General features: G+C 39.7%; 10 protein-coding genes. 1 reads left to right on the forward strand and 9 read right to left on the reverse strand.

Annotation, left to right across the window (positions count from 1 at the left end):
- Positions 1 to 53 precede the first annotated feature (53 nt).
- The gene (locus DVR12_RS09180) at positions 54 to 476 is read right to left on the reverse strand and encodes a response regulator transcription factor (RefSeq protein ID WP_116975368.1); all 423 of its coding nucleotides are present in this window, start codon (positions 474 to 476) and stop codon (positions 54 to 56) included.
- Positions 424 to 2700: a glycosyltransferase gene (locus DVR12_RS09185; RefSeq protein ID WP_116975369.1), complete on the reverse strand. Its 2277-nt coding sequence runs from the start codon at positions 2698 to 2700 to the stop codon at positions 424 to 426. Before DVR12_RS09185 ends, DVR12_RS09180 begins: the two co-directional genes overlap by 53 nt.
- Before the next feature lie 415 nt (positions 2701 to 3115).
- Here DVR12_RS09185 and DVR12_RS09190 point away from each other — a divergent pair, with 415 nt between their 5' ends.
- Positions 3116 to 3394 (forward strand): hypothetical protein, encoded by a 279-nt coding sequence (locus DVR12_RS09190; RefSeq protein ID WP_116975370.1) that lies wholly within the window; start codon positions 3116 to 3118, stop codon positions 3392 to 3394.
- A 101-nt stretch (positions 3395 to 3495) separates the two neighbouring features.
- Here DVR12_RS09190 and DVR12_RS09195 read toward each other — a convergent pair whose 3' ends face one another.
- The 7 genes from DVR12_RS09195 to DVR12_RS09225 form a co-directional block, all read right to left on the reverse strand.
- On the reverse strand, positions 3496 to 4518 hold the full coding sequence (locus DVR12_RS09195; RefSeq protein ID WP_116975371.1) for an NAD(P)H-dependent glycerol-3-phosphate dehydrogenase: 1023 nt from the start codon (positions 4516 to 4518) through the stop codon (positions 3496 to 3498).
- A gap of 109 nt (positions 4519 to 4627) precedes the next feature.
- Complete coding sequence (locus DVR12_RS09200; protein WP_116975372.1) at positions 4628 to 6010, reverse strand: efflux RND transporter periplasmic adaptor subunit; 1383 nt, start codon at positions 6008 to 6010, stop codon at positions 4628 to 4630.
- A gap of 25 nt (positions 6011 to 6035) precedes the next feature.
- The gene (locus DVR12_RS09205) at positions 6036 to 7598 is read right to left on the reverse strand and encodes a TolC family protein (RefSeq protein WP_116975373.1); all 1563 of its coding nucleotides are present in this window, start codon (positions 7596 to 7598) and stop codon (positions 6036 to 6038) included.
- A 41-nt stretch (positions 7599 to 7639) separates the two neighbouring features.
- Complete coding sequence (locus tag DVR12_RS09210) at positions 7640 to 8305, reverse strand: ABC transporter ATP-binding protein (protein WP_116975374.1); 666 nt, start codon at positions 8303 to 8305, stop codon at positions 7640 to 7642.
- A 49-nt stretch (positions 8306 to 8354) separates the two neighbouring features.
- A complete protein-coding gene (locus tag DVR12_RS09215) occupies positions 8355 to 10757 on the reverse strand; it encodes an FtsX-like permease family protein (RefSeq protein WP_116975375.1) in 2403 nt (800 codons plus the stop codon).
- Between the two features lie 11 nt (positions 10758 to 10768).
- Positions 10769 to 13144 carry an ABC transporter permease gene (locus DVR12_RS09220; RefSeq protein ID WP_116975376.1) on the reverse strand — a complete coding sequence of 792 codons (2376 nt, stop codon included), beginning with the start codon at positions 13142 to 13144 and terminating at the stop codon, positions 10769 to 10771.
- 12 nt (positions 13145 to 13156) lie between these two features.
- Positions 13157 to 15541, reverse strand: coding sequence for an ABC transporter permease (locus DVR12_RS09225; protein ID WP_116975377.1), 2385 nt, complete (start codon positions 15539 to 15541; stop codon positions 13157 to 13159).
- Between the last annotated feature and the right edge of the window lie 28 nt (positions 15542 to 15569).

Genomic DNA, 15569 nt, shown 5'->3' on the forward strand with positions numbered 1-15569 from the left:
TGGTAATTGGCAGTATGGTTAAAATTAGTAATTAAAAATAACAGGGATCACTGTCAAATTCTAATATGATCTATTAATTCATCAACATGCTTAACACTAAAAGGTTTAGCTAAGAAAAAGGTTGCACCTGCTTTAAGGGCGGTTTGCTTTTCCAAAGCGTTATCATAAGCACTAATGGTTATAACTGGCAGAGTTGGGCATTTTTCCTTTATAATTGGTAATGCCTCCAGTCCGGAACCATCAGGCAGATGAATATCGAGAAACAGTAGGTCGGGTTGATGTTTCAGAATATCCTGCATGCCCAGACCTAATTCATGCACATATCGAACAGAGTATCCATGTCGTACCAATGTGAGCTGCAATAACTTACATATATCGGGCTCATCGTCGATAATCAGAATACTCGGCCCTTTAGTACTATTGTCAGTTGGAACCAATTCTGACAGGCTCCAGGCTGTTTTGTTTCGCTGTAACATACTTATGTTTGTTCCATTGTTCCATCAAAAGTCTGGCAATCAGATAACACACGGTTGATTCGGCACCCTGGTTTTGATTGATATTATTTTTTTCCAGGCCGTCGTAGCACCCGTATGTCAATGGATTATATACGAGTTGTTTCAGGTGATTATTTCCCAGATACCAACTAAAAGCCAATCTCATTTTATCTAAATATGAATTATTCTTTGTGATATTATAGAAAGTATTCAAAGCCAGCATAGTATAAGCCACTTCTATCGATTGTTCGCCACCATCTTCAGGATGACATTCGACGCCACGGTGAAACCAGGTTTTATTACTAATCAGCTTCATATAGCTTTCTGTGAAGGTTTTGCTACAAAGGAAAGCCAGGCTTTCTTCCGCAATACGTTTGTATTCTATTTTTCCGGTGACCTGATAGGCCATCATCATGGCTTCAGGCATCACAGCATTACCGTAAGTCAGGCAGGATTCGTACCAATGCCAGTTTTCGTCTGCTTCGGTGATATAATAGTTATACAATTTTTCTGCCAACAATGTCAGCAATTCATGGGCTATTTCCCTGTTCCGATAGCTCAGGGCATAATAAAGCCCTTTCATTGCAAAGGCAATAGCTCTTGGGGCCTGCAAATCAGGGATCCAAACGTAAGATCTGCGCAAACCGGCCATAGCCGTTTGTACCACATCAAATGGCAGATGCTCATGGGTGTGTAATACATAGCCCAGAGCCCAGATGGTACGGCCATTTGCATCTTCCAGGCTAACCTCCTCATTCATTTCATTAAAGTCGCCGTTACTATCAACATAATTCAGGAATTTACCGGAAGGACGCTGACAGTAATTAATGAATTGGGCATATTTCCTCATCAAGGTATTAACGAAGCTATTGGATTTCAATTCGCTGGAGTACATGCACATGGCAATCAGGGCTCTGGCATTATCGTCGAGCGTATAGCCAAATGTAGGGTCCGGTACATCATGAATTGAGAACTGGAGCATTCCAAATTCATCGGTGAGGCGGTCTATGTGGTCGAGGTACGGGGGAGGCAAATTTGGTAAAATTCTATCCTCCGCCAAGGCTTCACTTATAATACTCATATGTGCGATAGCTACGTTTTCCCAGATAGAGCTTCTTGTTTTTTCGATAGCAGCGCTACTCATTTGTTTGCGTAATTGAGGGTTACCGAGCAGTTGAAGTGCCGCACTGGCCATTTGATCTGCATTATTAAAATCTACCAATATGCCGGCACCATCTTCGAGCATTTCACGGGCCTGAACAAACGACGTTGAGATAACAGCGCAACCAGCGCTCATAGCATAAACAAATGTTCCACTTACTGCCTGATGTGGATCTTTAGAAGTAAACAGGTAAATATCCGTTAAAGCCAGGTAGTCTAATAATGTTTTCAGGGAAAGATAGGAGTTTACAAATCTCACGTTATTTTCAAGTCCATACTCTTTCACCAGGGCTACGAGGGATTCTCTATATTTTTCACCTTCCCGGGCTTGTACTACGGGATGGGTTTTACCGAGGATCAGGTAGAGAGCATTGGGATATTCTTTTGCAATATCTTTCATTGCACGAATCCCTACTTCAATTCCTTTATTTTCACTTAGGAGGCCAAAAGTGCTGAGTACTAACCGGCCTTCTACGTTGTAATTTTTTTTCAAAGCAGGCATATCATCTACAATATGGGCATGGGTACCATGTGGGATGTGGACGATTTTACCCGCCGGAACCTGATATACTTCTTCCAGTAGTTTGGCGGAAGAGCGGGTCATTACAATAATTTTAGATGCAAGCGAGCTAATCAGGCTCACTACTTTTTTGCATTTAAGATCCGGATATGGTAATACGGTATGGAAACGAACGATGAAAGGTTTATCCAGCAGCGAGATCATTGCGAGCATATTATGTCCGTATTCTCCACCATACAATCCAAATTCATGTTCGAAGCACACCAGGTCTATTTTATCGTTTTCGTTGACTTGTTGAGCAAACTCGATACAGCTATCAATGTCGAATGGATTTACCCGATAGTTGACAGGTGACTGAAGCACGATAGAGTTGGGTTTCCCAGATTCTTCCAGGGCAGCTACTTCAATATTCAGGTTGCCAGCAAAGTTTTTATTCATGGCATTGATGAGGTCCTGAGCAAAAGTAGCGATACCGCATTCACGAGGTGGGTAAGAAGTAACAAAAAGCAAAGTTCTAATCTTCATACATTAATTTTTTTGCAACTGAACTAACTAACCAGGTCCTAAGCTTTCGGATCGGGAAATTGGTTATTTCAAATATCAATCCAACGCCTGGTTGTTCGACTTGGTTGAAAGAGCTACAAAAAAATGTGGAATTTTTTACACAGTTCAAGGCCAATCAGCTTGTTTACTGCTCCACAATATGACAATTAATTACCATTTGTGTTGAATTAACAATTGATATAATCATAAATATTTATAATTGTATAAAAAATTAAGACACCTGAGCAAAATGAGTAGAAAAGCGCCTCTTTCATATTATAAATAATATACAAAAGTGCTTGTTTTTCCATTTCAGTTTATTTTTGTAGATCAAAAATGTTCCACTGAAACTAATAATTGTTGAACCTCCTTTTTCATTAAAACCCAATGGTTAATTATGCGAAATATTGCATGTACGTTTAACATTGATGGCGTGCCCACCCGATTAAATCTTCGCAAACTACCCAGGCAAAGAAGATTTCAAGCCATCATAGACCGAAGCATTACTGAATACATTATTTCTGACGAGACCAATCAGCTTGAATATTATGAAGGACCAGAATTAGCCCCTTTTCTATTTGAAAAAATATCAGCTCTGGTAAAACAGTACTTTCCAAATGTCAGAGCGATTGTTAAAATTGGGGAAGATAATTATGAAGATTATGACGACTATTGATTAACTATTCCACTAATGCATTTTCACGGTAAAACTGATTTAACTTCTTACAAACAGAAAGGGCTGGCAAATGCCAGCCCTTTCTGTTAAATCTCTTATTATTAGATAAACCCTTTTTCCAAAGCAAGAAAAGCTTCCGAAGGATGTACCTGTTCCCACAATATTGCAAATACTGCCTGCGCTACCGGCATATATGCTCCAATTGTTTTATTCATCATAAAAACTGATTTGCTGGCATAATAACCTTCAGCAATCATATTTAATTCGAGTTGTGCGGCTTTTACACTATATCCTTTCCCAATCATATTGCCGAATGTCCGGTTCCGGCTATGCAAAGAGTAGCAGGTAACCAACAAATCACCTAAATAGGCACTGGCACTGTAGTTATGCGTATTAGGCTCTGTTCCTGCCTTAATAGCTGCCACCTCTTCATATTTTTCAAGGAAATGCTGCATTTCCCTGAAACAATTGGTAATATATACACTCAGAAAATTATCGCCATACTCTTGCCCGTGCGCAATACCAGCTCCTAAAGCATAAATATTCTTGAGCACTGCTGCTAACTGCACTCCAACGATATCCGTATTTACAATAGTTTGTAAATAACTGCTCGAGAAAAGATCGGCAATTGCCTGAGTTTCGTTGAGGTCTGTACCTGAAAAAGTGAGATAACTCAATTTTTCGTTTGCTACTTCTTCCGCATGACAAGGGCCTGTAATGGTGAAGTAATTCGAAAAATCGACCTTCAACTCTTTGTTTAAATATTCATTGATTAAAGTATTGGTACTCGGAACCAATCCTTTAATTGCAGAAACAACTTTTTTGTGTTCTAAAGCGCCTGGAGGGAGCAGACCTAAAACCATTTCTAAAAAAGCGGAAGGTACTGCCAGAATAATCACATCGCTGGCTTCAACTACGGCAGAGAGCTCACTGCTCAGTGAAAGAAGTTTGGTATCAAAATATACCGAAGTCAAATAGTGCTTGTTATGATGCCTCGATTGCATATGGCGGATGGTATCAGAGTTTCTGATCCACCAATTGATATGATGGTTGTTATCTGTCAGGATTTTCGCAAGAGCGGTAGCCCAACTTCCACTACCAATTAATCCAATTCGCTTACTCACAATGCTGTTTTTTCCGCAATATAAGCAGGTTTTTCACGCTAAGACACAAAAAGAGCAAAGAAACTTACGCCTCTTTGCTCTCTTTGCATTATATCAGTAAGATAAAATCTTATTTCTTTTGTCCTTCGAAGAGCTGTTCCTTAGGAACTACTTTTACTTTTTTACCATTTTCCAGGGTTTTAGACACTGCTGAATATGGTGCACTAATCACTTCGTCTCCTTCTTTGAGGCCGGATAAGATTTCGATATAGGAATCGTCCTGGATTCCTGTTTTCACTGTTTGCATTTTAACTGTACCGTCTTTCTGCAACAGGAATACTACTTCATTAATCGCAGTTTTAGATGCAGGAGCTAAATCCTTTTCTTCTTCATCGTTCTTCTTCTCCTTTTTATCTTTTCCGTTCTTATTCGTATTTGATGAGTCACGTGTAGTTACTGCATTGATAGGAATTGCCAGTACATTAGCCACTCTTCTGGTTTGAATATTAACACTGGCACTCATCCCTGGTCTGAAAGGAAAAGTACGGTGATTTTTATCAACCAGGTCGGCATAGCTTTCCGGCAATATTCTTATATGTACGATGTAACTGGTAACCTGTTCTGCCGATGATGCTGTGGAAGCTGTAGCAGTAGCAGCGCCTTTGCTGGAGCTGGCAATCTGAGTAACAATTCCTTTAAACTCTCTTGAATTATACGCATCTACTTCAATAATAGCGGTATCGCCATATTTTACTCTTGGAATATCATTTTCTCCTACATCTACCTGCACCTCCATTGTATTCATATCAGCGATTCTCAGCATTTCAGTACCGGTCATTTGAGCAGTACCTACTACCCTTTCCCCTTTCTTTACAGAAAGCAGGGAAACAATACCTCCCATAGGAGCCGAGATGGTAGTACGACCCAGATTTTTATTCGCTTCATTCAGATTTGCCTGGGCGCTCTGGACTGCGAATTTATTACCATTAATTTGCTGTACGGCTGCGTTATAATCGGCTTGTGCTGCAAGGAATGCAGCTTCAGACGTTTCGAACTCAGATCGTGAAATAACTTTCTGAGCTAATAGTTCTTTATTTCTGGTGTAAGCTGCTTTATTTTGATCCAGACGGGCTTTGAAGGAATTTAATCCGGCAGCGGAGTTGGCCAGTTGGGCCTGAGATTGGCTTACAGAAGCGGCAGCTTTGTCGACCATTGAACCGTAAATATCTGCGTATATACGTGCCAGAATCTGGCCACGTTTCACAGAATCACCTTCTTTAACAAGTAAATCGGTAATCTCTCCTGATACATCGGAGCTTACCTTAACTTCAATTTCAGGATAGATTTTTCCGCTGGCAGTTACAACTTCGATAATACTCCTACGGGCAGCTTTATCTATTGCTACCTTAATACCTTCTTCCTTACCTATTACTCCCGCTCCTTTCAGGATAAAGTATAAAATAACAAGTGCTATGGGTGTGCCTATGAGCCAATACTTTTTCTTTCTCTTCATAAAGCAGTTTAATTGCTGGAGGAATCTACAGCGAAATTTTCTGATCTCTATAGAATTCCAAAAGTTTCATTTTAAATATATAATCATATTGCGCAGAAACTTTTTCTATCTGCGCGCGGTATAACTTACTTTGAGTGGTAATATAATCGATAGTGTTCATCAAGCCCAGGTTAAAGCGCTTAGTGGCAAAGTCATAGGCTTTCTGAGCTGCCAGGACACCGGTTGATGACGCATTATATTTCTGTAACGCTGCCACTGCGTTGGCATGAGCGGTATAAATATCCTGTCTGAGTTTTTGATTGTCTATATCTCTTGTCAATTCCAGACTTTCAACATTCAGTTTGGCTTTAGCAACATTGGTACGTACCTGCCATCCATTAAAAATAGGAATACTTAGTGAAAGGCGAACTGATTGTTTGAAATAATTGCTTAATTGGTCGTTTAATCCTAATGTTTTATAAACTGGTGAGGTAATTACAGGATACGCATGCGCTACCGGGGTAGCCGGATTAGCCCCATCGGCTACATATCCGATTGTATCCACTTGTATTTTGGGTATACCACCTACCAGCTCTTTAATACTATTGGAGTAGGAACTTCCTAAACTTGCACTCAGTGAGATCTTTGGATATAACTGAGATTTTGCAGCTTTATAACCATAGTTAGCAGATTGAATCCTGGATTCATCTGCTTTTGTTAATGGGTATGTGGTTAAAGCAGCGCTATAAACCATTTCAGGGGCCATTTCATGCAGAGGTGCAACCGGAAGCGATGAAATATTTGCCGGGATATCTGCTTCAAAAGGAATATCGAAACCCAGGTTGAGATAAGCCTTCATCTGTAAAATAGAGAGCACTACCTGGTTTTGAGCAGTAACAAGGTTGGTACTGTCCATGGCCAGCTGAGCTTCCAGGTCGGCCTGGTTACTTTCTGGAACTGATCCTGCAATTACCAGTTTTTTGGTGTTTTCCAGATTAGATTGAGTTAATTCTACCTGTACCTGGTTTACTTTTAGTTGTTCACTATTCAGGAGGATCTGAAGAAAAGCCGTTGCAACATTAAAAGCAAGGTCATTTCTTGCTTTAAGTAGTAAAAAGCTATTGGATTCCAGATCGTATTTATTAGAGGTAATAGTACGTTGTCTGTAGAACCAGTTAAAGATGTCGGTACCTAACGATAATCCACCGTCGACAGACCAGAAAGACTGGGTAACTAATGTATTTGTTTCGGGGTCAGGGTTACGACCTTGGTTAAAACCGCTACCCAAGCTACCATTTAAACTAGGGATCATGCCCAGTTTACTTTGCTTGAGGGTCAGTTCAGACAAACGTCTTTGAATTTCCTGCTGTTTTACCTGTAAATTATTCTGCAAGGCATAATCCACGCAACGCTGTAAGCTCCATTTATCCTGGGCTTTGGCGGATGTTATGTCGGCAAACAATAAAACCAGAACTAGTCCTGCTATTCGGGATATACTCATAACATTCCAAAAATATAATAATTGTGACGATACTTTTTCCTTCTTCTTGATAGAAGGCCAAAAATTATTAGGTATGGCAGTATCGTTCGCCAATCCGGTGTACAACATAATCTTTTTTTTACAGATTTTTAAAAAGTGGTCAATTTTTATCAAGAGCGGATATGACCATCTCGAATCTGAATGATACGGTTACCATATGTTGCATTAACATCAGAGTGGGTTACCTGAACAATGGTTATTTTATCCTTTTCATTTAGTTCTTTAAATAGCTCCATGATACTCTTAGCCTGATCTGAGTGCAGGTTTCCGGTAGGCTCATCGGCCAGTATTACCCTTGGTTCGGAAACAATTGCCCTTGCAATACCAACCAATTGTTGCTGCCCTCCTGATAACTGGCTGGGAAACAGGTCTTTTTTCGCTACAATATTAAACCGGTCTAATACATCCGCTACCCTGCTTTTACGTTCTGAAGAAGAGATATTTTTGTACAGTAAAGGAGTTTCTATGTTTTCATATACTGTAAGCTCATCGATCAGATGATAAGCCTGAAATACGAAACCTATTGATCCTCTGTGCAATTCAGTACGCTTTTTCTCGCTCATCCTGTCAACCCGCTCTCCTTCAAATAAATACTGCCCGTCAGATGGTTCCTCCAACAAGCCCATTATATGAAGTAAAGTAGATTTACCTGAACCGGAGGGGCCCATGATTGATACAAACTCGCCTTCATTAATAGTCAGATCAATTTCCTTTAAGATGAAATTTCTTCCAAGTCCAACCGGGTAATATTTTGATATTTTCTGTAACTGTATCATGATAATATATTTTTAGCTTTTAGAATGCTGGCAACAAGATAATTATCCTTTACTCTGTTTTTAATGCGGTAACCGGGTTTCCTGTGGCTGCACGAATTGTTTTAAAACTAATAGTTATTAGCGCAAGAATGATCATAATTATTCCTCCCAATACAAAAACCCACCAACTCATCTCCGTTCTGTAGGCATAAGCTGATAACCACTTATTCATATACCACCAGGCTAAAGGAATTGAAAATACGAATGCAATTGCAACCAGTTTAATAAATTCCAGTGTCAGCAAATGTGTAACCTGCCATACAGAGGCTCCCAATACTTTACGAATACCTATTTCACGGGTACGTTTGTTGGTGGTAAAAATTACTAATCCTAACAACCCGATTGAACTAATTAACATAGCTAATATCGCAGAGAAATTGAGCAAGGTATTAACCTGCTTGTCGGCATAGTACATATTTTCAATTGCCTGATCAAGAAAACTATATTCAAATTCACTTTTAGGATAGATGTTTTTCCATAATCCTTCCATTTTTTCGATAGCCTGTTTCCAGACAACAGCACGATTACCAGACTGTTGAAGAAGGATATGAATGTTTTTAGATTCTTTCAGATTGTTACCTAGCAATAATGGCCTTATTGGAGATTGAGCCGAATAGGTATTAAAATCTCCGACAACACCAACAATAGGATGTCCATTAACCAATTTACCGATAGCTTCATCAGGAGATCTTAGCCCCATTGCCTTCACCATTTGTTCATTTGCCACCCATTCGGTAGTTGATTCCGAAGTAGTAATGTTTCTTCCTGCCAATAATTTCAGCTTGTACAATGGAAGATAAAGGCTGTCGCCAAATCTCATTTCAGTAAGAATGCTCTGATCTCCACTCTCATTGGTATATGAAATGGTATAAAACATTGCACCACTGGCTAAAGGCGCTATAGCTCCAAGACTTACGGTTTGTACCCCCGGCAAAGTGTTAATCCGTTCCATGAGTTGTTGCCGCAAATGCAATGGATTACTTCTATCTGGTGTATTAATTACCAACACAGCATCCTTACTAAAGCCGGGATCTCTGTTAATTGCAAAATTGATTTGCTTACTTACTAACAGGGCCCCGATTATGAAACATTGGGCAACTGTAAATTGAGATACAATTAGAGTTTTTCTAATCCAGCTGCCTCCACCGGATTGAATAACCTGCGACTTAAGTACTTCAACCGGTTGGTATCTGGCCACCACAACTGCAGGATATATACCTGCTATAATTGTAGTAAGGGTACTAACTCCCAGCAGAAATAGTATTACTTCTACTTTATAGCAATCTTCAATCAAAAAATCCTGCGGTAAAAATCCTTTAAACAACTGAACAAGTACTGGCAGAAGCAATAAGGCAATAATTGCTGCTATAAATGTAAGTATAGCTGTTTCTATCAGGTAATACCAGATCAGTTGCTTTTTAGTACTACCCAGCGACTTCCTGATTCCCGTTTCTCTGGCTCTGCTACTCGCCTTCGCTGTAGTTAGGTTGATGAAGTTTATTATTGCCAGCAAAAGTAATAAGCCAGCAACAGTGGCAACGGTCAGTAAGCTTGATATACTTGCTGTTCTGTTAAAGGTATTGTATGGGGTGAAATGGATATTCTTAAATGGTTCCAACCCCATAGTTCTTACTTCGTCCTTTGGGGTATGAACAGCCTGAATTGCGTTTAATGCCAGGCGGACTTTTAAGGTGTCGGACTCTGATCTCAGCTTTACCATTAATGTATTGGAAGAAGAAAGATTTCCCCAGCTATCAATATGAAAGAAATTCTTAAAAGGAGCCGTCTGGCTGATCTTAAGTGGTAGGAACTGTGTAAAACTAAAATCGCTGTGCCCTTTCAAATCAGCAACAATACCTGTAACGGTAACAGGAATAGTATCATCTAAAATGATCTGTTTACCGGAAATTTTATCAATTGATAAGTTGGGAAAATACTCGGTAGCCTGGCTCTTTGTCAGCACTATACTAAATGGGTCGTTGAGCGAAGATGCCGGCGATCCCAGAAGCCATTCGTATTTTATTAGTTTAAAATAGTCTTCGTCTATAAATGCAAATGATGCTAATTTTTGATTCTTAAAATTCTTCCCATCTACCGTTATACGCCTGGTAATATGATTAGAAAAAACAGGCGCCGCTATTTCAATTTCGGGCACTTCTTCTTTTACCGCCTGAACCAGTGGAAAACATACCCCTCCAATTGGGGCAGCATCATTAATAGCAAAGGATGTATTTACTCTAAAAATCCTACTCTTGTCTGCCTGGTCTTTATCATACGTCAGTTCATAATAGATAAGTACAAACATGAATGTAGATGCTGCTATTCCGATTACCAATCCAAGTACATTGATAAGCGAAAAGATCTTATTTCTACGAATATTTCTGATGGCAACCAATAAATAGTTTCTAAACATAGGTAGCAGGATTACTCTGATTTTAAGCTGGTAATAGGGTTTTTTAAAGCAGCTTTAACCGATTGTATACAAACAGTGATCAAAGCTGTTCCCACCGCTGCAACTCCGGTTATCATAAATATTTTAACACTCATGGAAGTATGATAAGCAAAACCAGTTAACCATTTATGCATGAAATATCCTCCTAACGGTATCGCAAATAAAAGTGCTATCAACACAAGCTTAATATAATCTTTTGAAAGCAGCACAATGAGATTTCCGGTGGTGGCTCCCAATACTTTTCTGATACCCAGTTCTTTTGTTCGTTGTTCAGCGGTATAAGCTGCCAGTCCAATAAGGCCCAAACATGAAATCAAAATTACTATTGAGCTAAAGGTGTTTAATAATTTGCCAGCCTGAAACTCTGCTTTATAAAGAGAGTTAAAGTCATCATCCATAAAGTGGTATTCAAATGCTTTACCAGGCTGATAGCTGTTCCAGCTATTTTCAATACCAGCAATAGTATGTTGAATATTCTGGCCATTCACTTTAACCAGAATTTCACCAAACCAGTTATATTCCGGAAATACGATCAATGGTTGAATTTTCTGTCTCAAACTGGCGAAATGAAAGTCTTTCATCACCCCTTTAACAGTTCCATTTCTTCCATTCAACGACATTGCTTTTCCTATTGCTTCAGCTGGTGTCCAGCCCAGTTTTTTGATAGCTGATTCATTCAGATAAAAATGGTGTTTACTATTTTCATCGTTCTTTAAGACGTCCTGAATATCAGCATCTGCCAGTGCTTCTCCAGCAATCAGTTTAATACCCATGGTTTGGAGGTAATCTTTTTCTGAAGGCATGGCTGTTATATCCATACTGTAATTAGCCGGTTTGCCTTCAATCCGGTTAATGCCATAGCCGCCACCAATACTTACCGGGGAGTCGTAACTGGCACTCACCTGCTCAACACCTGACTGCTGCAACAGATTGGTTTTAAATGCCGCCAAGGTATTACTATCGAACCGGCTGCCATTCAGCACAAGCACATGCGATCTTTCCTGTCCGAGGTTTTTATTTTGAATGTAACTCAGCTGTTCTCCAACTACTAGTGTACAAATGATGAAAAAAGCAGCAGCAGTAAATTGAAAAACAACCAGGCCTTTTCGGAGTCCTCCTCCTTTATTAATCGGAGTTTTGCCTTTCAAAACCTGTACTGGCTTGAATTTAGCCAGGAAAAATGCCGGATAAACTCCAGCCATTAAGGTTGTAAATATGAAGACTAACAGGAGCACTATCGAGAGTTTCCAATCAGAGAAGAAGCTTAGGTGACTGTTTGTAAGATCATTGAAACGTGGTAAACATAATAAAGCAACAGTAATACCTAATATCAAAGCAAAGAACGTAATGATAGCTGATTCGGTAAGAAATTGAGTTAACAGTTCTTTTTTAACAGCCCCCATCACCTTACGCACCCCAACTTCCTTAGCACGATCGGCCGACCGGGCTGTTGCCAGATTCATGAAGTTGATGCAGGCAATTCCCAATAACAAAATTGCAGTTATTGCAAGCATATAATCATAAGTCAGGTTACCACCTGGCTCCACTGAGTTTTCAGCTTTGGAATAAAGGTGTATATCTTTAATTGATTCGGGTATCAGATCAAAAGTATATTTGTCGCTTACTGCCCCCATTTGTTCCTTTACCATTGTGGTAAGCTGCCGGTGCAGCGACTGATCCAAAGATTTATTGGTAAGCTGTACATATGTATAATAATTGGCAGAACCCCATTTATCCTCAATGCCTAAGGAACTGTAACTACCAACGAAATCGAATTTTAAATGTGAATTGGAAGGAGCATCTTTAGCAACTCCGGTAATCAGGTAGTTTTTATCATTAACCTTAATTGTTTTGCCGGTAACGTTTGTGGTACCAAAATATTTATCGGCCATTGAAGCAGTTACCACTACCATATTAGGCCCATTTAAAGCGGTAGCGGCATTTCCTTCTATTAGCGGAAAGCTAAACATTGAAAAGAATGGAGCTTCTGCATACAGGAAGCGGCTTTCATTAAAGGATTTATTACCGTTGGCCACCTGCATATTGGGCATATACACTCTGGTCTGCGCTTTAATTTCCGGAAAAGATTTTATTGCCGGGGCTAATGCGCTGGGAGTTAGCGCTAAATCCTGTAACGGTTGATCAATTTCTCCGTATTTCAAGTTGATGCGATACAACTCATTCGCATTCTTATGAAAGCGGTCATAGGTCCATTCATTTTGAAGAAATAGAAAAAGCAGGATAAAGCAGGCAATTCCAAGTGCCAGCCCTCCGATATTTATCAGGGTATACAGTTTTCTTTTGGTTAAACTGCGGGTCGAAGTAATCAGGTAGTTATTCCACATCATAAAACTCTGGATTTATTCTCTGTTAAGGCTTTTTACAGGATTAGCCATGGCAGCGTGTATAGATTGAAGACAAACAGTAAGTATGGCGAAAGCAACAGCAACAAAACCGACAACCATAAAAATCCACCAACGAATAGTAATATGGAACTCGAATTGCTGAAGCCATTGATGCATAAAATACCAGCTAAATGGAGTTGCAATCACGATAGCAATCAACACCAGCATTAGGAAATCTTTTGTTAACAGCATCACCACACTTTGAACGGAAGCTCCTAATACCTTTCGGATACTTATCTCCTTTTTACGCTGTGCAATTGTCAGAACAGTTACTGCAAATAATCCCATACAAGTAATGATAATAGCCAGCAGGGCACCGCTCATCAGCATATTCGAGAATCTTCCTTCTTCTTCATAAAGTCTCCGAATATTATCATTTAAATAACTTGGGGGATTCTCCGATAATGGGTTAACCTCTTTCCATTCTTTGGTGATTTTATCTAAAGTAGCAGAAAGATTTGCAGTAGTAACGCTGGCAAACATATAGCTAAGATCCTGGGGCTTAGCAATTGCCATGGTAAGCGGATCTATTTTCTGGCGAAGGGATTCGAAGTTATAGTCTTTAACTACCCCTACCACATGCACCTGACCCATATCGCTAAATTCGAAACTGGTACCGATAGGCTCTTTTACGCCCAACTGTCTGGCCATTGCTTCGTTAATTAGCACAGCACTGCTGTCTGTTCCAAAAGCGCGCGAGAAATCTCTTCCTGCTATAAAATTCATGCCCATTGTTCGGGCATAGTTATAATCTACTTTCTGGAATTTGGTAGAAACCTGGCGATCCTGGAACGAGAATCCGACAATCCAGTTACCAGATGATCCATCTGTACCAATTCCGAAGTTATTCATTCCTGCACTAACATCCTTAACCTCGCTCAATTGCGCAAGTTCCTGTTTCATTTTATCAATGATAGCAGGTGTAGCATTATCCAGCGGAATACTGATAACGGTGTTGATATTGTATCCGAGATCCTTTTTACGTATGTAATTCAGTTGTTGCCAGATAATAGCTGTGCTGCTGAAAAGGAGAACAGCCACTACAAATTGAACGATAATCAATGAGTTACGGGTATGATTACCCTTATTTAGGGTCATTTTCCCTTTTAATACAGTAATAATATGCTGCCTGGCTATTTTCCAGGCAGGAAATCCACCAGCCAGCAGGGTTATTAAAAAGAAGACGATAACTATACCGGCAACAAGTCTGATATTTTGTAACATCCCCCAATTCAGCTGCTGGCTAAACTGGCGGTTATAATATGGTAAAATCCCAATTGCCAGCATGACCCCGATTATTAATGCAATTGCGCAAAGCAGGAAAGACTCCATCCAGAATTGGATAAATAACTGGCTGTTAATAGCTCCTAACGATTTTCGCAACCCAATTTCTGCACTGCGTCCCAATGATTTAGCAACAGAAAGGTTAACGAAATTGATACAGGCAATACTGATGATAAGTACAGACAGAATCAGCATCAACCAGGGATAATACTTATTTACTCCGGCAAAGAAGTAGCTTTCTTCGCTAAGTTTGAAATCTTTAAGAGCTACAGACTTAAACCGAAATTTGGCAGATCCGAATTCGTCCTGTTTTGTATAATGTTTTTCCCGAAGGATGTTTAGCTGTTTTTCGAATGTTTCTCTTGTGATTCCAGGCTCCAGTTGCACAAATAAAGGATTGGTAGAAACATCCCATTTCCCTTTGATATCGGCATAATCGGGGTCACTTTCCAGAGGTGCAACCAGCTCGAACCGGATGCTGGAGTTCGCAGGTACATTTTCAGCTATAGCCCCTACCGTATATGGTACCCAACGTCCACGAATATTTATCTCGATAGCTTTACCAATAGCATCGCTACTTCCAAACAGTTTGGTTGCGGCTTTCTGAGTAATTACTACTTCATTTAAAGCACCATTCTTAGGCTTTGGGCTTCCTTTTATCATGGGAAATGAAAACATTTCCCAAAAATCCGTGTTAGCTAATTTGGTATTCAGATAGTAGCTATTGTTACCATATCTGATTGGTAGATCGAATGCTATAATAAAGGTGGTATGCCTGATTCCCGGAATTTCGGACTTAACAGCGGCAGCAAGAGGTTCTGCCACACTCTTTGTAATAGTAGGTTTATCTCCCCCATTCAAATACTTTTCATTCACAATCTGGTAAACGGAATTTTTGTTCTCATGAAACTGATCGAACGACCATTCCCTATAGGCGGTCAGGGAAAGTAACAAAACGGCACAAAGTGCGGCACTCATACCCAACAGGTTCACCAGCGCAAAAACTTTTTGCTTCACTAAATTTCTCCAGGCAATTTTTAAATAACTTATCAACATACCGTAAAATATTTATCATGAAATAAAA

Origin of the sequence: Chitinophaga silvatica (assembly GCF_003419895.1) — a bacterium.
Taxonomy (GTDB): Bacteria; Bacteroidota; Bacteroidia; order Chitinophagales; family Chitinophagaceae; genus Chitinophaga; species Chitinophaga silvatica.